We start from the raw sequence: 19,197 nt of genomic DNA, 5'->3' as shown, positions 1-19,197 counted from the left end.
GACGCCGGCAGCGCACGCAAGCTGATCACGTGTTGAGCAAAGACGAGGCCTGTGAACGCCTCCGCCTCGATCGCGACAGATTGCTGGTGGCCTATCACGACTCCAGCACCATGGTCGTGCCCGGCCCACGAAGTCAGGGCCTGCAGACCGTGCGAGACGTCGTGGCGCACGTGGCCATGTGGGACGAGATCGTGCTCGCGGCGATCACGGGACACCAACTCGGACGAACCCACTGGAGCGTCGACCCACGCTGGGCCGGCGACGGCGCCGCGCTAAACGAAGGAGGCATCGCCTCCGGCCGATTGCTCCCGGAACCACTTGTGCTGCAACGTTTCCTGGACGCCCGCGATCTGCTCATCGACACGCTGGCAATCACCGCCTGGGACAGCGGCTTCAGCGCGTTCTGCGAGGACCTAAACACACCCGAACTGCCTGGCACACCCTATTGCCACGGCACCGCCCACCTAAAGGTGACCAAATGAAAGCCCAACAAGCAGACCTAGATCTAACCCTTCAGCTGGTACGCGAGGTGAGTGCCCTTGTCGCGCAAGCGTTCGAGGCCGACCAGCAGGTCTGGCACAAATCCGATGGCAGTCCTGTTACCGCCGTCGACCTCGCGGCGGAAGACCACATCCGGCAACGGCTCGCCGCCGTCCACCCCACCGACGCGGTGGTCGGCGAAGAAAGGCCACCGAAAGCAGGAACGTCGGGCCGCCGCTGGATTATGGACCCGCTTGGCGGCACAGCGAGCTTCGTGCAACGGATCCCGTTGTTCTGCGTGGATCTGGCGATGGAAGACGAACACGGCCCAGCGGTCGCGGTGTCGTCCTACCCCATTGGCGGCGTCACCCTGGAAGGGGCCCGGGGGCTCGGAAGCCGTGTGCACCACCGTGAGCACGTGTTCACGGCCGCGGTGAGCCAGCGCTCCACAGTGGACGGTGCGAAGATCTGTGCGCTCAACCTCAAATCCTGGCCAACACCGCTACTGACTGCCCTGCACCAGCGATGCTCACTCACCGATGGTGTACACGCGGCACACCGGCTCATGCGGGGCGAGGTCGACGCGGTCGTGTACGCCGGCAACGGCATGGGATACGACGATCTCGCCTGTCTGCCCGTCCTGATCGAAGAAGCAGGCGGCCGCGTCACCGATCTAACAGGAAAACCGGTGCTGTCCGGCAACGGCACGGTTCTTGCGAGCAACGGCCTTCTGCACGATGAACTACTCGCCCTGATCGCGTCCGCGGTTAGCTGAGCTTCTCGGCCAGCGACACGATGATGCCTGCCGGGCCACGCATATAGCAGAGCCGGTAGTAGTTCCCGTAATCAACGACCTCGCCCATAAGCTCGCCGCCTAGGGCACTTAAGCGGGCGACGACGTCATCGATACCGTCCACTTCGAACATGACGCTGCGCAGGCCAAGCGCGTTGGGCGGGGCATTGTCCGGCTTGTCGCTGACCAAGGCGGGTGCGTGGAATTTCGTCAGCTCGAGCTTGCCCTGGCCGTCGGGGGTTCGCATCATTGCGATCTGAACCCTAATACCCTTGATCCCGTTGATGCGGTCGACCCAGTCCCCCTCGATAGGCGCCTCGCCCTCAAGCTCCATGCCCAGCTCGGTAAAGAACGCCTTAGCGGCCTCTAGGTCATCGACAACGACACTGACATGGTCCATCCGCTGAATCGCCATATTCGCAGCATAGATGCATGAAAGCCGATCTGATGCCAATGACTTTGTGTTGGTCGCGATAGGCGTCCTATTCGCGGGATCAACCGACGGCGTTCTTGGCGTCTTGTTCTGCTTCTTTGTCTTCGGCGGTGCGCTGTCCAGTTTCGGGTTCTGGAACGAAGCCGGAGACGCGAGACGTGCCCTGCTGAGCCTGCTGGACGGCACTACGACGGCGTGACGGTGGTCACGGGGCAAGAGTCTGTTTGCTGCCTGTGATCTCATCCCGGCCGCCCACACACTCATGGGCATGACTCTCCTGGAGCAACGCGCGGCCGAGTTCGCCGCACTATCGTCGGACTGCGACGGTGGATTCTGGCGGATCGGTGCCGCGATGGCGAGCCTGCTCGCTGAAGTTACCGACGCCGAGCTAGACGGAAAGTCCAAAGACGACATTGCCCAAGCGGTGGCGACGGCTCGCGAGGCGTGCACCCGCTCGCCGTTCTTCGCCTATGCCCAGCAATGGCCGCGTGGCTACGCCGGCGATTTCGCCATCGTGGAACACATTGTGGCGCAACGCAATGACGCTCAGCCTGGCACCTTCGGCTGGGAGCTGAAGCAGCATCTGATGACCGGGCCGATGGTTCAGCAGCACATCAACAAGATCGTCCATCAGGCCCGGCTGATCCAGGAAGCCCTTGTTGGCCGCGGCGACGAACCGGTATCGATACTGCTGATCGCATGCGGTGGGGCGGCTGACCTAAGGCGCATCCAGCCACAGCTGATGGGGCGCGATGTCAAGGTCGTGCTCAACGACGCTGATGCGGGCGCGCTTGAGTTGGCAGCGCAGGAGCTGGCTTACCTTGGCGATCAGCTCACGGTCGTGCACGGCAACGTCATGCGTTCCATCGACGAGCTGTCCCAGCACGGACCGTATGACCTCGTGATCGCGGGCGGCCTCTACGACTATCTCCCGCAGCGCATCGCGAGCAGGCTGGCCGGCAAGGTCCTAACGCGACTGTGTAAGCCTGGTGGCTTGTTCTACTTCTCCAACGTGGGCGAGGCAAACCCGTACCGTGTGATGTTGGAGCATCTCATGAACTGGCCGCTGATCGAGCGGACGGAAGCCGACATCGACGAGATCGTGGCCCCACACGCCGAACAGGTCAAAGAAATGCACATCGGCCGTGACGGCACAGGCCTGACTTTACTCGTGGAGATCCGCAAAACGCTGTAACCGGGGTTTGGCGACGGCGCCGTCTGGAGAAGCTAGGGGTATGACGGCTAATGCAGGCACTCAGCGGCCCCGGATCGGCGACTGGCTCGCTCTCGCTGCCTTCGCGGCCGCGGTCATAGCTGTCGCAGCGATTGGCGCGATAGCGGTCGGCGGTACCGCCGAGCAGTACAACTCGCTGGCACAACCGTCGTGGGCGCCACCATCGTGGCTCTTTGGCCCCGTCTGGACGGTCCTCTACGTGATGATCGCTTTGTCGGGCTGGCTCGCCTGGCGAAAGGGCGCCTCAGCGCTCGTGCTGACGGTTTACGCCGCACAGCTCGTCCTTAACGCGATCTGGACGCCGCTGTTCTTCGGCGCCAACAGGTATGGGCTCGCCTTCGCCGACATTGTCGTGCTGTGGATCCTCATCGTCGTCACGATGGTTCTGTTCTCAAGGCTGAGCAAACTGGCGGCCTGGCTGCTGGCGCCCTACCTGTTGTGGGTCACGTTCGCGGCCGCGCTGAACTTTTCGGTCTGGCAGCTCAACACCTAGCCGCCGTAGGGCCGGGTAATGATCTCCAGGTTATGGCCGTCGGGGTCTTCCCAGTAAAGGCCCCGCCCGCCGTCGTTGGTGTTGATTTGCCCGGCCTGCCGGTGGAACGGGTCGGCCCAAAACGTGAGTCCCCGTTCTTTGATGCGGCTCCAGATCTCGTCGAACTCCTCCTCGCTGACGAGGAAGGCGTAGTGCTGTGCGCTGACCGCGCCTCTGGTCTGCACGACGTCGAGGGAGACATCGTTGCCTAGCTCCACGACACGAAACGGCCCGAACGTGCCGGCCGGGGCGAGACCCAGGAGATCGGTGAGGAAATCAGCAGTGAAGTCGCGGTCGCTCGCTTCGACGATGGTGTGATTCAAGTGCACTGCCATGCCCCCAAGGCTAGCCGACGGCGCCTTATTATCAGCCGATGACTAGCCCTGTCACGAAGCTTCGGCACATCAAACTGCCGGTCACCGATCTAGCCCGCAGCGCGTCTTGGTACACGGCGTTGCTGACGCTCACGCCACAGTATGAGTTTGTCGAGCAGGGCGAACTGCGCGGCGTTTCGCTGATCGACCGGGCCACTGGCCTGATCGTGGCGCTGCGGCTGCGGGAGTTTTGCGCGAGCAGGCCAGATCTGTCCGGCTACGATCCGGTGGCCTTCGCGGTGGCGGATCGTCAAGCGCTGCAACAGTTCTACGAGCACTGCGACTCACTAGGTGTCGAGCACACCGACGTGCGTGACGCCGGCCCGTTTGGCACCGGGTTCGACGTGGTCGATCCAGATAGGACAGTGCTGCGGTTCATCTGTGAGGCCGAACCGATGCTCGACAGTTTCGTGGGCGTCATCATGGACGGCGGCGTGCCGCAGCTGTATTACGAGCCGCGCTTGACGGGCAACGTGAGCGGTCCGTAGACGGCTTCTGTTGGCGGAAGCCAGGTTCCTGGTCCGGCGGGCTGCGGGCTGGGCCACCGCTGGGCCAGCAGCGGGAAGGCTTCTTGCAGTTCGACACGGGCCAGTGCGGCACCCAGGCAGTAGTGGATGCCTCCGCCATAGGTCAGGTGTGGTGTCCCGGTGCGTTCAATGTCCAAGGCGCTGGCCGAGTCCCCGTACGCACGCGGGTCGCGGTTGGCCGAGCCAGTGATGGGCATGATGGCGGCGCCTGCCGGAATGTCGAGGCCAGCGAAACTCAAGTCTTCCTTGGCGATCCGCGGCACCCCGAGGATCGATGACGGGCTGTGACGCACGATCTCTTCGGCAGCGGTCACCGCGAGGCGTGGTTGCGTTCGCAGCAGGCGCCACTGCTCCGGGTGTGCCATGAACGCTGCCATGCCATTGCTGAGCTGGTGCTGCACCGTCCCCTGGCCCGCCGACATCAGGGTGATCACCATCGAGCGCAGCTCGGCGTCGGTGAGCAGCTCCCCGTCTTCCTCCGCCGCGATGAGTGCGGTGAGCAGATCGTCGCGCGGAGCGGCCCGCCGTTGTGTGAGCAGTTCGTCGATGTAGCCGTGCAGGTTGTCCAATGCGGACTCGATGCGAGCCCGGTGCTCAGCGACACTGAGGCCAAACAGCAGGCCGATGTCGGCGGTCCACTGCTTGACCTCGTGACTGACGTCATCGGGAATGCCGACGAACCGGCAGAGCACCCGCAGCGCTAGAGGCTCAGCAAACGAGGCCACGAAGTCGCACTCGTCTTGTCCGTCAAGCTCGTCCAGCAGTTCCTCAGCCATGCGTGCGACGGCCGGACGGAACGCCTCGACCCAGGCGACCGTGAACGCTTTGCTGACAAGACGGCGGACCCGGTGGTGGGCTTGCCCGTCAGCATTGAGCAGAAAGCCGCGCATCGTGTCGGCCAGCGGCCCCTCGGTAATGCCTTGCAGAGCAAGGAAATCAGCGCCCGGTGTGCGCAGCTGCCGAAGTGCCAGCATCCCGCGCACCTCGTCATAGCGCAACACCGCTATCCCGAACGCGCAGGGCACCTGCCAATGCTCTTCCCGCAACTCAGCGAGTACCCCATAGGGGTTGGCTTGGAAGTCAGCACCCTGCAGATCGAGGAACGTCATGGTCTAAGGGTGCGGCCTGGCACGGCGCCGCACAATCACCCGCAGGCATTAATAGATGATTCTCTACCCAGCAACAAGGGCTGATTAACGTTACGGGGCATGGTTTCCAGACGAACACTGCTGGGCACGGCAGCCGCCGCGAGCTTGAGTGCCGCCGCGATCGCCGAGCCCGCCAAGGCCAGTGTGGCCCGGCCCAATGTCATTGCTATCGTCAGCAAGACAGTGCAACGCCTTCTCAAGGACAACGGCTACCGCACTGGCCTTTACGGCAAGTTCCTCAACGGCTGGAACATCAACGCCGCACCACCACATTTCGACGAGTTCGCGTTGCTGCAACCGGGCTATCAGAACGCGACCTACAACGTCGACGGCACCGTGCAGACCATCAACGGCTATTCGACGACCGTGTTGAAGAACCGCGCACTCGGCTTCATTGACCGCGCTGACGACAGGCCCTGGTTCCTCTACTTCATCCCTTATGCTCCACACGGTCCTAACACGCCGGAGGCGAAGTACGCCGACATCGCGGTGCCGCCGTGGAGTGGCCGCCCCAGCGTGCCCGAGGCTAACCGCACCGACAAGCCAGGCTTATTGCGCCTGGGCCGGCGCACGCCTGCCAACCGAGGCGGAGTGGGAATACGCCGCACGCGGTGGCCTCGCGCAAAAGCGCTACCCGTGGGGTAGGGCGTCTTCCCGCATCACAACACCGCCGCGGACGGATACCCAGGCACGGCTCCCGTGAAGTCGTTTCGCCCCAACGGCTTCGGCCTCTACAACATGAGCGGCAACGTGTGGGAGTGGTGCGCCGACCTGGCAGGAGACGGCAGGCGAGCCATGCGCGGCGGTTCCTACCTGTGCCATGAGTCCTATAGCAACCGTTATCGCGTGGCCGCCCGCTCGTCGAACACACCTGACAGCTCAACGGGAAACGTCGGTTTCCGGGTGGTGGCTAACGCACAATCTCCTCGGGGAGAAGACCGCTTAGCGCTAAGACGCCAGGACGTCTTCATCCGATTCACATCATTGAGCACGAATGGCGGCACAGCGATGCCGTCATGCCATGGCGAGGCCAGCGACGCGGGCGCTGGCGTTGAGGGCTGGACGGGGCTGCGGCACTTCTTCCGTGTCGCAGCCGAGAAACGCACTGATCGCCTTCAGGACATCCGCGGTGTGGGTTTCGTGCGGGAAATGCCCAGCCCCAGCGATTTCGGCCAGGTGCGCACCCGGAACGTAGTCGGCGATGGCCGGATGATGATGCGGTGGAATGGTTTTATCATCGCTGCCCCAGATCGCCAAAAGAGGCGTCGACCGCAGCACACTGAGCTGCCGGGTCGCGTCAATCATTTGGCCTTTCCAGCTGATGACGGTCCGGGCCGTGCGCACAAAACTGTTGCGGCGCCCCGCATGGCGCAGGCCGAACAGTGCCTCGCTTACCGCCAGAGCGTCTTGACGCGAGACCATATGTGGCAGTCGCGCCAGCAGTGGCACGAGCCGGCGAATGAGGTATTCCGGCAGATGCGCGAGTGCCGCCACCACGGCTTCTGAGCCGGGAAGGGTGGCGGCCCGCAACATGAAAGTCAGCTCGGGGCCTAGTCCGCCACTGCCGATGAGCACGATTTGCTTGGTGCGTTGCGGAAACTGGTACGCGAATTGCATCGCGACCCCGCCGCCGAGGCTGTGCCCGACGATGCTGACACGTTCATGGCCGAGGCTATCGAGCAGGTCCCGAATCGCACACGCTTGCGCGCCAAGCGAATAGTCGCCGTTGGGTGCCGCGGATTCGCCGTGCCCGGCGAGGTCCGGCGCGATCACCAGGTAGTCGCGGGCCAGTCCATCGATCAGATGCCGCCACGTATGGCGGGTCCCGCCCAGCCCATGTAGTAGCAGCAGTGGTTCTCCCGCACCCGCTGCCGTCCAGGCGACCGCACGCCCGCACACCGCGGCGATCGTTTCGGCGGGCGCCCGCAGGCGATCTTCACGTTCAGCCATGAAACGAGTGATACCCCGCGCCTGGCCGATGTAGTCCACCCCGGCTTCGTTTAGCCGGGCAAGGCGCCTCTATCGCCGCAAACGCCCGGTATTGGGTGTGAGACTGTGGCAGTGGACGTGCTACGGCGGAACAACGTGGCGGTTTCCGGGCCTCCAATCATGCTCTCCCACGAATTGGTCACTCGGTCAGCTCCATGATGGCCCGCGTGTTCGCCAGGCCGACCTTCCTGTCCGACGGCCGAGCTGACCTCAAGCGCGTCTGCCAGCCAACCCTCATCATCGAATGCCGCAATGACGTCGTCGCGGCGCTCCGGTCACCTCGGCCTCGCGCGGCCGGCGAGTTTGTTCGCCGCTACCGTTTGACGATCGCCACGATCGCGGAAAGGGGGATAGTCGATTCGGTAACGTCCTGGGTCATTTGGTAATGGTTCAGGGAATCCCCGGACTGCGACCTGTTGTCGCCCAGCAACCACAGCCTGCCCTCGGGCACCGTGAGGTCGTAACTGACGCGGAGGTTACTGCCGGGCTTGACGTATGGCTCGATAAGCGGCTTTCCCGCGAGCTGCGTCTGGCCCTGCGGATCGCAACAGGCCACCCTCTCCCCGGGCAGCGCGATGACCCGTTTGATCTGCTGCTCACTGGGCGTTGAAGCCCAGGTATCAGGAGCGTTGAAGACGACGATGTCGCCATGCTTCGGCGCATACTCGCCAGAATCGACGACGGTCGCGGTGATGGTTTCGCCTGCCTGGATCGTCGGCTCCATGCTGGTGCCTGGCACTTGGAACCGCTTGATGCCAGTGAAGATGTTGAAGCCGACGATGGCGCCGGCGACGACTACAAGCAGCGCAAGGCTGCCGCAGACAATGCCCACGATCGCCGCGGTTGGTAAGCGGCGCTTAGCTGGTGCGAAGGCTGATGCCGGATCTGCCATGACTGCCTCCCCGTGATAGGTCACGACGTTCCGGCAGAATCTAGCGGCGGCCGTCAGCCATGGCAACATCTGGACGGCGTCCAAATAGGATCGCGCCGGGGGTCGGATCGTCTGGGCGCAGCAGATGTTGCGCCTCAATGGTGAAACCGGCCTCCCGGAGCCAGCCTGCCACCCGAGACGGTGTGCGGTAGTGCGTGTGTTCAGTTGACCTCTCACCGACGTGGAATCCCACGGCCAGCACCCCGCCCGGCCGCAGAACCCTAAGGAACTGTCCCAGAACGCCCGGCACCGCTTCGTCCGGAATGTGGATCAGCGACCACCAGGCGAGCACTCCAGCAAGAGAGCCGTCATCGAGTTGAAGGTCGGTCATCGATCCAATCTCGAATCGTGCGCCGGGATGCTCACGGCGGGCGATCTCGATCATCTCGGGTGACAGATCGATGCCAAACGCCTCCGCACCAAGCTCCCGCAGCAATGCGGTGGTGTGCCCCGGCCCGCAGCCTATGTCGGCGACAGGCCCGCCGCCGTTGGCGTGGACCAACTCGGCGAACAGCACGACCCCGGCGCGGACATAAAGCTTGCGGTCAAGCAGGTCGCGGGTCTCGTCTGCATAACTGGAAGCGATGGCGTCGTATGAATCGCGGGTTTCGTTCAGCCAGGTCACGATAAAACCCTAGCGGGCCGGCCGCCCATCGATCGGGCGCCGGCCCTTTCCATGCCATGGCGTCGCGTTATCCGACGCAGAACGGGACCACCTTGCCCGAGAACGAGCTGCTGGCCGAGCTGCGCAGAGTCAAGGACGCGGTGGTCTTCGTGCTATCCACCGCCACCTCGCTGATATAGGCCGGGTCAGTAGCCGCCCATCCGGCGGCGGCGTGCACATACATCCCGGCAGGGCAGCTGGCGGTCGAGGTGACCGGCTGGCCTTGGCTTGTAGCCAAAGGAGGTTCGTCAAAACTGCTGACGAACCCGGCATTCGCGCAGACCGCCATGGCGCGCACGGTAAGCGTGCCCGACGTGCCCGGGAAGGGCCTGCCGGAAAGCCAAACGCCGGTGGCGGGCCTGTTCTGCGGCATGAACGACATGATCCGGCCGCCGCTGACCGTGCCGCCGAAACCGATGAGGCGCTTGGTGCTGGGGCAGATCGGCTTCGCCCCAACGACCGGGGAGCCCGGGCTGACCGGCGTGGTGCTGGTGAGCGAAACGTATTGCAGCCCAACCGGCGTGTTCGCACAGATCGCCTTGACGGTGACCCGCCACAGGAAGCCGGTGCCGGAGAACACGCGCGCTGTAGCGGTGGCCGTGCTGCCGTTGGGCACCAGCCCGTGATGTGAACCGCCGAGGGCTGCGTCGTCGACGCGGTCACGCCCACCGCGGAGCGTCCTGCCGGGCAACTGACGGAAACCGACTTCTGAGTCGCGCTGTCGAGCACCGAAGTCGCCGATACCGAGCACCAGCGGGTCACCGGCTGATCCTTTGCAGACACAGGATCAGCACCTGATCGCTGATGAGGGTTCGCCAGAAGACGTCTTCGGCGGCGGGGTACCCGGCACACGCCTCTTCCAGGAGCGGCTGTGTCGCGGGAGTGGGCCTGATCTCCCGGCCCACCACCTTTCGCGTAGCGGCCGCATCGTCGCACTCGACGACCCGCACTTGCTCGGTCATGTTGTCGGCCACGCAATCGCCGACCGCGGCATCGAACCGGTCGATCTCGTCAACGCTAGTCACGAATCCGGCGATCATCTTGATCGCGAACACCACGGCCAGAATCGCGCCCACACCAACAAGAATCTTCCGCACGCCCACCACGATAGAACCCGCCAGAAAGCACACTCATCTATCTCATTGGGGTTCCTTTGTGGATCTATGCTCTCGGCAGTCCGAGGTCGCGGCGCAGGCGTCCCTTGAGGAGTTCGAGTTCCGCGTCGGTCGTGTAGACGTGGTCCTGGTCGAGGGTGACGGCGATGAGATGACGGCTGGGGTTGCGGCTGATCTCGTAGTAATAGATGGCACCCTGCTCAACATCGAGCACGAGCCGCACCAAAGTCCCGGTGTGCAGGTGCCCTAGCTGCTGATCCAAAGCGCGCCGTAGCTCGATCACCTGCGCGCCCTGCGCCTGGTAAAGCTCACGGCGCTGATGAGCGGTCAGCTGGCGTACCCGATAGCGGGCTTGTTCGAAGGTGTCGACGCTGAAAATGCGCTGCGGCGCTCCGTCAGGCTCGCTATCCGGCGGCTCGTAAAGCGCCACGTAATGCAGCCGCTCAACACTAAGCGCCGCCTTGCAAGCGTCCAGCAGCGCGCGATCCGAAGAGTCAGCCTGATACATGCCCGGCACCGTGGACACGGCTACTTCCTCGTCCGGCACCTTGGTGGTGGCCGGGTTCTCGGCGGCTTCCTGGACGTCTTCGACCCGGAAGTAGAAGCACCCAACAGCGAACGTGGTGACACCAATGATCAGCGTCATCATGCCAACGACGTCCTGGACGAGCTCGTTGTTGTCGAAGATGTCGGGCATCGCCGTGACGAGGAAGCCGTGCAAGGCACTGCCCAGGCCCGCCAGCACCAGGAACGTGGCGCGGGCACGCTGCATATTGAGCCATCCGGGCCTGGCGGCATAAAGCAAACCGGCGGCAAGTCCAACCACGACGACGGTGATGCCCGCCCGGGCGAAGTTGAATTGCTCATCGCCGATGAGCGCGAGCAGGATCTCAAAGACCAGCGGCAAAGCGATGGAGCTGGCAAGTATCCCCGCCATCCGCCGCGACCAGCCGACTCTGGGCACGGACGTGGGATCGACTGTCGACATGGCACACCTTAGGACGAGGGGATCGTGCGGTCATCCTAAGTGGATATTGCAACTAGCGTCAGCGCTGCCACAGCCACAGTGCCGCGACAGCCGCGCCGTAGGCGGCGATGGCGATGATGGTTCGCCTGCCGGGATGCACCTCTGTGGCGTTGCTTGGCTGAAACTCAAGGTATGCCGCGGCGGCGACGATCAACGCAAGGCCTGTGTAGAGCAGAACCCAGATCATGTTGCCCGCGTTCATGGCCATGACGATAAGGCCTGGTGCCCTCCAGGTCCAGGCCACCTCATCTGTCCAATGTGGATTTGATTCCCGGTATCTGTACGAGCTGTTGCATCCCGGCCACGGTTGGTTAGGCTCAGGTATTGCGCCGCAGGGAGGACACGCATGGCCGAGCCAAGGAAAGTTCTCGAGGATTACGTCGCTACGGGTAAAGCCATGCAGCTGGCAACGCTCAGCCCCGATGGATCGCCCGCGGTGTGCAATCTCTGGTTCGCCTACCAGTTCAGCCCAGACAAACTGTGGTTCATTTCCCGGCCCGCCCGCGAGCACTGCGACAACCTTCGCCGTGATCCTCGCGTCGCCGGAGCCATCTTGGCCATCGAGCTAACCAACCCTGGCCAGCCTGTCTGTGGTGTCAGTTTCAGCGGCCACGCCGCACAACTTCCAGTTACTGGCATCGATGATCAGATCGCCGCCTACGCAGGGCGGTGGCCTAGCACCAGCCGAGCGATCGATCCACAGCGTCTGGCCAGCGGCGAAGCACACCATCTCGTCTACGAAATCACCGTCGAGGAATGGGTTCTCTACGACGAGCAGAACTTCCGCGAGCAGCCACGCCAGCTCGTCAAAGCACACCTTTAGCTTCCGGCAGCGCCGGCGCTCAGGTGCCGTCCGGGTGAGTAGCCGAACGCGCGGCGAAACGTGTCAATGAACGCGCTGGCCGTCGCCCAGCCGCACTGGATCGCCGTCCGCGTCACCGATTCGCCGTTGCTGAGCAAAATCAGCGACTGGTACAGACGCACGTGGTTACGCCATTGCGGAAAGGTCATCCCGGCTTCCGCCCGGAACAGTCGCGACAACGTCCGGGCCGTCGAATGCACCTCGGCGGCAAGCTCGTCAAGTGATCGCGGGTCACCGGCATCAGCGGCGAACACGGCCGCTAGCGCTCGCAGCCGGGGATCACGCAGCGCTGGCAGATGGAAGCTGTCCCGTGGCGCGTGAGCGATCTCTTCGCACAGCAACTCGTGCACCCAGCCCGCCCGCTCCTTGAGGTGCGAGGCGCGGATGATGAGCTCCTTGAGTAACGGCGCCACGGAAAACACGACCGGCTCGGTCACGTCCAGGACATCCGCGCTCACGCCGACCAGATGCAGCTCGGTCGCGCCGTGTGCCCGGTGCGCGTGAACCGCTCCCTTGGGAATCCACAACGCACGCATCGGCGGGGCGACCCACATCCCCTGACCGGTGGTCACTCCGAGAACGCCCTGGCTCGCATAGATGATCTGGTTCTCGTCGTGGAAATGAGCGGTGATCATCTCTCCGCTCGCGAGCGCCCGGTGGTCGGTCGTCGCGCGCGGCATGTGGCGGAATTTCGACATTAATCGGCAAGATACCGGAAGCCAGCAACTGGCAGCCAGGGGAACGTGGGCTGCATGCGGCAACAATTGGCCAAGCTGACGGCGATTCACGTGGTCACGGACTTCTATCAGGGGGCCGTGCCGGCCTTAGTCGCCATGTTCGTGCTCACGCGCGGCTATTCGTTCACGGCAGCGGCTGGAATCACCCTCGCGGCAACGTTTCTGTCGTCGGTCACTCAGCCGCTGTTCGGGCTGTGGGCCGACCGTCGCGCGATGGGCTGGCCAATTCCGGCAGGAGTCGCCATCGCCGGAACCGGGGTTGGCTTGGCGGGCGTGAGCACGAACTATGTGTTCACCTGGATCGCCATCGCCGTGTCCGGGATCGGTGTCGCGCTGTTTCACCCGGAGGCGAGCCGGCAGGCACGCTTAGCCGCGGGCGAGTCCGCCAAAGGCATGAGCGTGTTCTTCTTAGGTGCCAACATCGGGCACGCGATCGCCCCGATCGTGGTCACCACGGTCATCGGCGTGGCCGGAATGGGTGCGACGCCCTGGCTGACGATCCCCGCTCTGCTCGCGGCGGCCGCGTACCGCCGCACCACGACCGCAGGGTCTGGCATGGCGCGCGAAACCGTTGCCGCACAAGACGACTGGCGCCGCTTCGGCTGGCTCACCGCGGTCGTCATCCTGCGCTCAATCTGTGCCCTGGGCGCGGGAGCGCTGATCGCCGTCCACTTTGTACACAGGTTCCAGCTCGACGAGACCGCCGCTGGTGCGAGTCTGACCGTGTTCCTCGCCGCTGGCATGGCTGGCACGCTAGCTGGCGGATGGCTGGCCGACCGCTACACCCGTGTCACGACCATGCGGATCGGATACGCGCTGTGCTTCGCGGCCATGCTCGCGCTCATCGCCGCGCCTACTTTCCCGGTCGCGCTGACCGCCGCCGCGATACTCGGCGCTGGCCTCTACATTCCGTTCACGGTTCAGGTCACGCTGGGGCAGGAGTTCTTGCCAAACCGGGTCGGGACAGCCAGTGGCGTGACCCTCGGGCTAGCCGTGAGCGCCGGTGGCTTGTTCGCACCCGTGCTCGGCGCGGTGTCCGACCACTTTGGACTGCTGATCGCTTTCTCCGTCATCAGCGCCCTTCTGCTGACCACATTCCTGCTGACCTCCCGCCTCGCCCCGCCCAAACGGCATGCCGCTGTTCTTGCGCCGGCCGAGGCACAGATCGACCGCCCCAACGCACGCTGACGCACCGCCCGTGCCGCGGCAACCACGCAAAGCGCAACGCAGGCCGGCAAACCGCCGCTCCTTGCCGCGACGAGCGGCCGCCGAGCGCACCATCGTGGAAGGCACTCACGGGCAAGCAGCCGCGAAGCGCCACGACACTGCTCGCACGCAGCCGTTCCTTGCCGCTATGAGCGCTGGCGGATGGAAGGCGCTCATAGCAAGCAGCCACGAGGCGCCCGGGGTTAGAACGCGGCGACGCGGTGTCCGGCTAGGTGGGCGAGCATGGCCTGGTTGGCCTCCCAGCCGTCCGGGAACTTGGTCATCGCGTCAAGGTAGATCGGCTCAACCGAAGGGTGTGTGTCAAGCAGATCAGGGATGCCCGCCCGGCCAACAACGATGCACGCGTGCCGGTGCCGCGAGGTCAGCACGCACAACCGGCCCGACTCAAGATGGAAAGCGGTCGCGTCGATGCGCCCGGACAACGGATGCAGCATGACGGTCACGTCAAACTCGGCTCCCTGCAACCGGTTCGCCGTGTCAACGCGGATCCCCGAACCACCCGATGCTTCCAGCGCTTGGCGCAACGCGGTCACCTGGTCGCGGTGAGCCGCGCCGACCGCGATGCGTCCCGGTTCGATCCGGCGGCCGCCGGGGGCGTGTTCACAGTAGGTTTCGGTGCCGCGCTGCAAGACGCGGGTCGCGATCGCCACGGTCGCCTGCACTGCTTCGGCATCGGTGCGGATCGTGTTGCGGGCAGGCATTTCGTAAAAGCCCCAGCCGGTTTCGGCCGCGATGTCGATGACGTCGTCGACCGGCCCCACGCCGAGCCCGGCCGCGGTCGCCTTCATCCCCCGCGTCTGCGGGGCCGTGGCCGCCTCGAATCCGGTGAAGGGGTAGAACGCTTTAGCCACTACGGGAGCGGCCGACGGCGGCAACCGCCACGACAGCGGCAAACGCAGCTGTGGCAGATCAGGATTGTTGCGCAGCAACACCGCGACCGCGCTTTGCATGGGATCCCAGGCGAGACCGGCCCAGCGATGCGATTCTTCGACAGTCGAGAAGGGGTCGAGCTGACCGGGATCGCCGACGAACAGCATCCGCTCGAAACGCGAAGCGATGCGCAGCAACATGTCCGAGCGCATCTGGTAGGCCTCATCGATGATCGCCCACGGCCACTGCCCGTCGGTGACGTAAACCCACTTGGCGGCGGTGCCCACGATGATCTTGCAGCTGGCGAGATCGTCTATTTTGGACGCCACCCGCACGAACGGGAACCGGCTCACCTCATCGCTGGGGCGGTAGTCGCCCGCGGAGAGCCGGCCGATCCGCAAATCGTCGGCGGCCGTTGCCATCCGGATGATCAGATCGTCGACCTGGCTGTTGGTTTGCGCGACCACACAGATCTGTTCGCCTTGGCGGGCCAGCTCGGTGCTCGTGCGCACGACGAGCGTGGACTTGCCCGCGCCCGGTGGCGAGTCGACGACAACGCCACGGTGTGCGCCACTGGTGAACGTGCCAATGATTTCCGCGACGGCGCGTTCGGCTTGCTCGGCGGCGGTCATGACCAGTCCTCGGCCGCGTCTGAGGTCGCCGGGGCGTAGGGCTGCGGCGGCCCGCCATGTGTCCACGGTGTCTGGTCGCGGGCCGGGAACTGGCCGGGCGACATGTAGCTGACCTGCAATCGTGAATACGTGACCCGCTCTCCCACCGCGGGCACGCTTCCGGGCGGCGCGGTGAGGCCGCTGCCAGTACCCCCTTGAAGTTCTAGAGAGACCGAAATCTTGCCGGCGCTTTCCGACAAGCGCAGGATGCTCGCTTTCTGGTTGGGCCGTTGCGGATCACGCAGATCGGCGTCGCCGGCCACCAGCCGCAACGGGTCTTCGGTCTCCACCACGATCCCCGGCCGCAGCACACGGCGGCTCAACGTGACGGTCCGCAAAGGATCCGACCATGTCACGATGCCGGTGAACGCCTCGCCCGTCATCCGCTGCTCCCCCATCACGAGCGGGTCGTCAAAGGCGCGCTGCGCTTCGAAGTTGGCCAGCCGGCGTTCCATGTCGTGCAGCTTGCGCGCCCCGAGCACGGCACTGTCGCGTTTGGCCTGTGGATGACCTGTATCGCGCAGGTAGGCCACGAAATCGCTGAACCGGTCGCGGTCGGCCGCCCATCGCTGCTCGACGCTGCCGCCTGGCTGCTGCGCGCCAAGAAGCCCGATCGCTTGCCACACCCTGTCCCACGTTGGCTGCATCTGCTCGCGCAGCGCTAACGTCAACCGCTCCTGCACACGCACACGAACGGCGTCGCTGGGTGCCTCTTCCAAGTCACGCAAGGCGGGGGCTAGTACCAGCCGGTCGAATTGGGGGTCGGTCGCCGGGCCGGCGGGCGGGCACAAAATGGGGTCTTCGGCCGTCGCGGCGGCTTGTTCCGCGGTCATTCCGGCGGGCGGGGCGATCCAGCCCATGAGCGCCGCCAGATTACCGTCCTCCAGGCTGCTTTGGCCCGTTGCCCAAAAGCCGGTCAGTGCTTGGGTCGCGGCGACAAGAACGCTGGAGTCGGGGTATTCGGCTTGCTCGGCCAGCCAGGTGGCCCACTTGCCCAGCTGCGGCACGCCGGCCGCGACCGCGTAATCGCCCGTGGTCTGGCGGAACCGGGTCATGCGGCCCATCAGCCGCAGATACTCCACCCCGCCCGGATTGGGCACCCACACTTGCGGCGCGTCAGTGAACCGCTGCCGCGGCTCGTCGTCCTTGCGCTTGGCCGGCAACGTTTCCACATCGTCGGTGAAACCGTCCACATAGGATAGTACGATGTTCGCCAGCCGTTCCACGAACACAAAGCGCTGTTCCCGCAACCGGGGCCGGGGCACCACTAGCACCTGTGGGTTGCCGTGCCGGTCGCCCACCATCGCCGCCAAGGGAGCGTTGGTTTCCCCGGCGAGCGTCAGCGGCACGAGCACCAGCGGCCGGTCATGCACATGCAAGTGCCGCACGGTACAGATCTGTTGTGCCGCACCATGATGCGCCGCCTGCACCCGGGCCAGCGCGGTCAGCGTGCTCACCGGGCTAAAGCTTCCGTACGCATCCGCTGCGCCAGCCGCAACACATGTGCCGCCTGCAATAGGTCTTTCGTCGGCTGCAGACGGCCAGTGGCGAGCTCGAGCGCGGTGGACACGGCGTCCACGCCGCCGAGGTCCTCGCGCACCGTGCGGCCAAGGATCGCTGTGGAACCCTTCGCCTCAGCGCGGCAGAACGAGCCCATTTCACAGGCCGCAAGGCACTCTGGCGAATAGCGCGCGGACGCTTGCGTTAGCGCCTGCGCCAGTTCCATCGCGGGCAGCTCCGGGTCGAAGGTTACGTTCGCCGGCAACAGATGGAGCAAGGCGGCGATGTTGTCCATTCGCGACAGCTGCCGGCGCAATGCGGCCAGCGGCTTGCGAACGTCCACGAGAGTCGCCGTCGCTTGGTTGGAGAAGTCCTTGGGGCACACCAGAATCACTTCGTGTGACACCAGCCCTGGATCACGACCCGCTTCACTGAGCAGACTCTGCAACGCCAGGACGTAGACCGCTGATTGCGTGACCGAGGCCGCGACTTTGCTGGCGTCGGCGACACCGTCGATGACCGGAAAGGACTTGATTTCGATGACGTAGAACTTCTCGCCCAGCTGGAAAGCCACCAGGTCTGGCTCCAAGTAGGCCCACACACCACTGATGCTCAGCCGCAGCAACGGGTGGTCAAACAGCGTGCCCGTGCCCTGCTCGGCGGTGTCCAGCATCGCCTTTGACCGCAGGTAACGTCCGCTGACGGTTTCGCCCTTGCCGGTCGAGCCGAGGTCCTCGTAATGCGCCTGCGGCACCGGCAGACCGAGCTGTTCGCGCAACAGACGCAACAACTCCGCACAGCCCTCGGATTTCACCCTCGTCTCAAAACTGATCCCGCGCGAGACCGCGAAGTCCGACAGCCGCCCAATCGACGTCGGATGCCCCACGGCGGCGGCGACGGCCGGCTTGTCCACTCCGGCCGCGTCCATGATCGCCCTGCGCACACAGCCCGGGTTGCGGGTCATCGCCGCGATGGTGCGGGCGTTGTGCGCCTCCGGGTCTCCCCCACCCCGAAGCCGGCTGAGTCTTTGCTCAGTGTTTTCCATCGGCGTCCTTTGCTTCGCGGAACGCTAGCCCTTCGCTGGGGCAGCGCTATCGTCTTTCACCTGCCTGGCGTGCCACACCGAGTGGGGCGGCGCCGAAAAGCTGCTGCGATTCATCAAGCTGTTTGCTGGCACGCGCCGCGGCCGCACGCCGCTGCACCCTGTCACTGTGATCGTGCACGTCAAGCTCGGCCCGGGCCGCTCGCATCACCATGTCCGGTGAAACCTCATCAGCATCGGCCCACGCACCCGGAATGCTCGCGGCGAAACGCCGCAACAACTGCAGCGCATGTGGTCCGGCCGCCCCCGGCCGCAGCACGTGCTCGGCAACACGAATCGCGGCGGTCAGAAAGTCGACTCTCGGCGACAGCGAGCCGATGACCCGCCTCTCTAAGGGCCACGTCGACACCGCCAGCAGGCCGCGCACCGGTGTGAGACGGTCGGCGGTCACGGCACTGCACAAATAGTACGGACGAGCGTGCGGCGCCGATCGAAACGACCGCTCCTCATCTCGCCGCAGATGCGTCAGTTGCCCACCCGCCATCGCGCCGGCGAAGAAGGCCTCGTGCACCGCGGCGATCAGCTTTGGCGCCGCCGCGACGGTCAGCACGGTCAGCGCCTGATGCACCTGCTCCCGCAACGGCAACAGCGACATGGTCGCCGGTGCCGCGGGCGCTAGCTCGTCGAGCGCTTCGTCCCACTGCTTTTCCGCTTGCCTGAGCTTGACGCGCAGTTCAGCCAGCGTGGCATGGTCATTGGACGCGACCGATTGCCGGATCTGCTTGCGCAGGCCGGAGATCGTCCGTTCCAGATCGTCCATGCTGGACACTCCGGCACCGTACCAGACTCCCACCCTTTTCCAGTATTCCCCAGTCTTGGGTTTAGCCGGTTCTCCGGAACTGAATCCGGATGCCGGTAGTGGTGAACACTTCCAGCAGATCGCGTTCAGCGTCACGGTGAAGCTGCCGCGCCGCAGGTCGAGATCCATCGTGCCGCTGGGTGTAGCGGCCCGGAGTTGCATCTATGCCGATGCATCGATGA

The 19,197-nt window shown here is 64.8% G+C and carries 23 protein-coding genes and 2 pseudogenes; 10 read left to right on the top strand and 15 right to left on the bottom strand.

Annotated elements, in window-relative coordinates; genetic code table 11:
* Positions 1–29 precede the first annotated feature (29 nt).
* Positions 30–482 carry a DinB family protein gene (locus A3E1_RS42955; RefSeq protein WP_020524640.1) on the top strand — a complete coding sequence of 151 codons (453 nt, stop codon included), beginning with the start codon at positions 30–32 and terminating at the stop codon, positions 480–482.
* Positions 479–1,255, top strand: a complete 777-nt coding sequence (locus A3E1_RS42950; RefSeq protein ID WP_020524639.1) for an inositol monophosphatase family protein — start codon at positions 479–481, stop codon at positions 1,253–1,255. Before A3E1_RS42955 ends, A3E1_RS42950 begins: the two co-directional genes overlap by 4 nt.
* Here A3E1_RS42950 and A3E1_RS0130655 read toward each other — a convergent pair.
* Entirely contained in the window at positions 1,248–1,688 is a 441-nt protein-coding gene (locus tag A3E1_RS0130655) for a VOC family protein (protein ID WP_020524638.1), read from the bottom strand. The genes A3E1_RS42950 and A3E1_RS0130655 overlap by 8 nt on opposite strands.
* Before the next feature lie 13 nt (positions 1,689–1,701).
* On the opposite strand from A3E1_RS0130655, the gene A3E1_RS47455 reads away from it, so the two are divergent.
* The 3 genes from A3E1_RS47455 (at position 1,702) to A3E1_RS0130640 (ending at position 3,433) form a co-directional block, all read left to right on the top strand.
* A complete protein-coding gene (locus tag A3E1_RS47455) occupies positions 1,702–1,905 on the top strand; it encodes a hypothetical protein (protein WP_020524637.1) in 204 nt (67 codons plus the stop codon).
* 69 nt (positions 1,906–1,974) lie between these two features.
* Entirely contained in the window at positions 1,975–2,901 is a 927-nt protein-coding gene (locus A3E1_RS0130645) for a class I SAM-dependent methyltransferase (protein ID WP_157631841.1), read from the top strand.
* A gap of 40 nt (positions 2,902–2,941) precedes the next feature.
* Complete coding sequence (locus tag A3E1_RS0130640) at positions 2,942–3,433, top strand: TspO/MBR family protein (RefSeq protein ID WP_020524635.1); 492 nt, start codon at positions 2,942–2,944, stop codon at positions 3,431–3,433.
* Here A3E1_RS0130640 and A3E1_RS0130635 read toward each other — a convergent pair.
* Positions 3,430–3,807, bottom strand: a complete 378-nt coding sequence (locus tag A3E1_RS0130635) for a VOC family protein (RefSeq protein ID WP_020524634.1) — start codon at positions 3,805–3,807, stop codon at positions 3,430–3,432. The genes A3E1_RS0130640 and A3E1_RS0130635 overlap by 4 nt on opposite strands.
* 38 nt (positions 3,808–3,845) lie before the next feature.
* On the opposite strand from A3E1_RS0130635, the gene A3E1_RS0130630 reads away from it, so the two are divergent.
* Complete coding sequence (locus tag A3E1_RS0130630; protein ID WP_020524633.1) at positions 3,846–4,334, top strand: VOC family protein; 489 nt, start codon at positions 3,846–3,848, stop codon at positions 4,332–4,334.
* Here A3E1_RS0130630 and A3E1_RS0130625 read toward each other — a convergent pair.
* Positions 4,295–5,482: a cytochrome P450 gene (locus A3E1_RS0130625; RefSeq protein WP_020524632.1), complete on the bottom strand. Its 1,188-nt coding sequence runs from the start codon at positions 5,480–5,482 to the stop codon at positions 4,295–4,297. The two genes, A3E1_RS0130630 and A3E1_RS0130625, sit on opposite strands and share 40 nt — an antisense overlap.
* Before the next feature lie 99 nt (positions 5,483–5,581).
* Here A3E1_RS0130625 and A3E1_RS48630 point away from each other — a divergent pair.
* Together A3E1_RS48630 and A3E1_RS49320 are read left to right on the top strand one after the other, a co-directional pair.
* A pseudogene (locus A3E1_RS48630) lies at positions 5,582–5,992 on the top strand (sulfatase-like hydrolase/transferase); the annotation flags it as partial.
* A 70-nt stretch (positions 5,993–6,062) separates the two neighbouring features.
* Positions 6,063–6,433: pseudogene (locus A3E1_RS49320) on the top strand (formylglycine-generating enzyme family protein); the annotation flags it as partial.
* A gap of 102 nt (positions 6,434–6,535) precedes the next feature.
* Here the strand turns inward: A3E1_RS49320 and A3E1_RS0130615 are convergent.
* The 7 genes from A3E1_RS0130615 to A3E1_RS0130580 all read right to left on the bottom strand — a co-directional run bounded on the left by A3E1_RS0130615 (position 6,536) and on the right by A3E1_RS0130580 (position 11,449).
* Positions 6,536–7,471, bottom strand: coding sequence for an alpha/beta fold hydrolase (locus tag A3E1_RS0130615; protein ID WP_157631840.1), 936 nt, complete (start codon positions 7,469–7,471; stop codon positions 6,536–6,538).
* Between the two features lie 352 nt (positions 7,472–7,823).
* Entirely contained in the window at positions 7,824–8,402 is a 579-nt protein-coding gene (gene lepB / locus A3E1_RS42945) for a signal peptidase I (protein ID WP_157631839.1), read from the bottom strand.
* 40 nt (positions 8,403–8,442) lie between these two features.
* A complete protein-coding gene (locus A3E1_RS0130600; RefSeq protein WP_020524627.1) occupies positions 8,443–9,066 on the bottom strand; it encodes a class I SAM-dependent DNA methyltransferase in 624 nt (207 codons plus the stop codon).
* Between the two features lie 67 nt (positions 9,067–9,133).
* Complete coding sequence (locus A3E1_RS0130595; RefSeq protein ID WP_020524626.1) at positions 9,134–9,856, bottom strand: hypothetical protein; 723 nt, start codon at positions 9,854–9,856, stop codon at positions 9,134–9,136.
* A 7-nt stretch (positions 9,857–9,863) separates the two neighbouring features.
* Positions 9,864–10,202 (bottom strand): LppU/SCO3897 family protein, encoded by a 339-nt coding sequence (locus A3E1_RS0130590; protein WP_157631838.1) that lies wholly within the window; start codon positions 10,200–10,202, stop codon positions 9,864–9,866.
* Between the two features lie 64 nt (positions 10,203–10,266).
* A complete protein-coding gene (locus A3E1_RS0130585; RefSeq protein WP_020524624.1) occupies positions 10,267–11,208 on the bottom strand; it encodes a hypothetical protein in 942 nt (313 codons plus the stop codon).
* Positions 11,209–11,266: 58 nt separating this feature from the next.
* Positions 11,267–11,449 carry a hypothetical protein gene (locus A3E1_RS0130580; RefSeq protein WP_157631837.1) on the bottom strand — a complete coding sequence of 61 codons (183 nt, stop codon included), beginning with the start codon at positions 11,447–11,449 and terminating at the stop codon, positions 11,267–11,269.
* 144 nt (positions 11,450–11,593) lie between these two features.
* Here A3E1_RS0130580 and A3E1_RS0130575 point away from each other — a divergent pair, with 144 nt between their 5' ends.
* The gene (locus A3E1_RS0130575) at positions 11,594–12,070 is read left to right on the top strand and encodes a pyridoxamine 5'-phosphate oxidase family protein (RefSeq protein ID WP_020524622.1); all 477 of its coding nucleotides are present in this window, start codon (positions 11,594–11,596) and stop codon (positions 12,068–12,070) included.
* Here the strand turns inward: A3E1_RS0130575 and A3E1_RS0130570 are convergent.
* Entirely contained in the window at positions 12,067–12,807 is a 741-nt protein-coding gene (locus tag A3E1_RS0130570) for a helix-turn-helix transcriptional regulator (RefSeq protein WP_020524621.1), read from the bottom strand. The two genes, A3E1_RS0130575 and A3E1_RS0130570, sit on opposite strands and share 4 nt — an antisense overlap.
* Positions 12,808–12,861: 54 nt before the next feature.
* On the opposite strand from A3E1_RS0130570, the gene A3E1_RS0130565 reads away from it, so the two are divergent.
* Positions 12,862–14,034: an MFS transporter gene (locus tag A3E1_RS0130565; protein ID WP_020524620.1), complete on the top strand. Its 1,173-nt coding sequence runs from the start codon at positions 12,862–12,864 to the stop codon at positions 14,032–14,034.
* Between the two features lie 221 nt (positions 14,035–14,255).
* Here the strand turns inward: A3E1_RS0130565 and A3E1_RS0130560 are convergent, their stop codons facing one another.
* The 4 genes from A3E1_RS0130560 to A3E1_RS0130545 are packed head-to-tail and all read right to left on the bottom strand — an operon-like array spanning position 14,256 to position 19,177.
* A complete protein-coding gene (locus A3E1_RS0130560) occupies positions 14,256–15,575 on the bottom strand; it encodes an AAA domain-containing protein (protein ID WP_020524619.1) in 1,320 nt (439 codons plus the stop codon).
* Entirely contained in the window at positions 15,572–17,071 is a 1,500-nt protein-coding gene (locus A3E1_RS0130555; RefSeq protein WP_020524618.1) for a hypothetical protein, read from the bottom strand. Before A3E1_RS0130555 ends, A3E1_RS0130560 begins: the two co-directional genes overlap by 4 nt.
* On the bottom strand, positions 17,068–18,159 hold the full coding sequence (locus tag A3E1_RS0130550; protein ID WP_020524617.1) for a hypothetical protein: 1,092 nt from the start codon (positions 18,157–18,159) through the stop codon (positions 17,068–17,070). Before A3E1_RS0130550 ends, A3E1_RS0130555 begins: the two co-directional genes overlap by 4 nt.
* Positions 18,160–18,205: 46 nt before the next feature.
* Positions 18,206–19,177, bottom strand: coding sequence for a hypothetical protein (locus A3E1_RS0130545; protein ID WP_245571476.1), 972 nt, complete (start codon positions 19,175–19,177; stop codon positions 18,206–18,208).
* Positions 19,178–19,197: the final 20 nt, after the last annotated feature.

Source organism: Catelliglobosispora koreensis DSM 44566, from assembly GCF_000379685.1.
GTDB classification, from domain to species: domain Bacteria; phylum Actinomycetota; class Actinomycetes; order Mycobacteriales; family Micromonosporaceae; genus Catelliglobosispora; species Catelliglobosispora koreensis.
The sequence above is the reverse complement of the archived record's forward strand: the minus strand, read 5'-3'. Positions and strand labels throughout refer to the sequence as shown.

Bases quoted from the DNA above. Each gene is read 5' to 3' on its own strand.
- A3E1_RS0130580 (WP_157631837.1), bottom strand. From the start codon at position 11,449: ATGAACGCGGGCAACATGATCTGGGTTCTGCTCTACACAGGCCTTGCG.
- A3E1_RS0130550 (WP_020524617.1), bottom strand. From the start codon at position 18,159: ATGGAAAACACTGAGCAAAGACTCAGCCGGCTTCGGGGTGGGGGAGAC.
- A3E1_RS0130560 (WP_020524619.1), bottom strand. From the start codon at position 15,575: ATGACCGCCGCCGAGCAAGCCGAACGCGCCGTCGCGGAAATCATTGGC.
- A3E1_RS0130635 (WP_020524634.1), bottom strand. From the start codon at position 3,807: ATGGCAGTGCACTTGAATCACACCATCGTCGAAGCGAGCGACCGCGAC.
- A3E1_RS0130630 (WP_020524633.1), top strand. From the start codon at position 3,846: ATGACTAGCCCTGTCACGAAGCTTCGGCACATCAAACTGCCGGTCACC.
- A3E1_RS0130565 (WP_020524620.1), top strand. From the start codon at position 12,862: ATGCGGCAACAATTGGCCAAGCTGACGGCGATTCACGTGGTCACGGAC.
- A3E1_RS0130585 (WP_020524624.1), bottom strand. From the start codon at position 11,208: ATGTCGACAGTCGATCCCACGTCCGTGCCCAGAGTCGGCTGGTCGCGG.
- A3E1_RS0130575 (WP_020524622.1), top strand. From the start codon at position 11,594: ATGGCCGAGCCAAGGAAAGTTCTCGAGGATTACGTCGCTACGGGTAAA.
- A3E1_RS47455 (WP_020524637.1), top strand. From the start codon at position 1,702: ATGCATGAAAGCCGATCTGATGCCAATGACTTTGTGTTGGTCGCGATA.
- A3E1_RS42950 (WP_020524639.1), top strand. From the start codon at position 479: ATGAAAGCCCAACAAGCAGACCTAGATCTAACCCTTCAGCTGGTACGC.
- A3E1_RS0130615 (WP_157631840.1), bottom strand. From the start codon at position 7,471: ATGGCTGAACGTGAAGATCGCCTGCGGGCGCCCGCCGAAACGATCGCC.
- lepB (WP_157631839.1), bottom strand. From the start codon at position 8,402: ATGGCAGATCCGGCATCAGCCTTCGCACCAGCTAAGCGCCGCTTACCA.
- A3E1_RS0130640 (WP_020524635.1), top strand. From the start codon at position 2,942: ATGACGGCTAATGCAGGCACTCAGCGGCCCCGGATCGGCGACTGGCTC.
- A3E1_RS0130655 (WP_020524638.1), bottom strand. From the start codon at position 1,688: ATGGCGATTCAGCGGATGGACCATGTCAGTGTCGTTGTCGATGACCTA.
- A3E1_RS0130570 (WP_020524621.1), bottom strand. From the start codon at position 12,807: ATGTCGAAATTCCGCCACATGCCGCGCGCGACGACCGACCACCGGGCG.
- A3E1_RS0130645 (WP_157631841.1), top strand. From the start codon at position 1,975: ATGACTCTCCTGGAGCAACGCGCGGCCGAGTTCGCCGCACTATCGTCG.
- A3E1_RS0130625 (WP_020524632.1), bottom strand. From the start codon at position 5,482: ATGACGTTCCTCGATCTGCAGGGTGCTGACTTCCAAGCCAACCCCTAT.
- A3E1_RS0130545 (WP_245571476.1), bottom strand. From the start codon at position 19,177: ATGCAACTCCGGGCCGCTACACCCAGCGGCACGATGGATCTCGACCTG.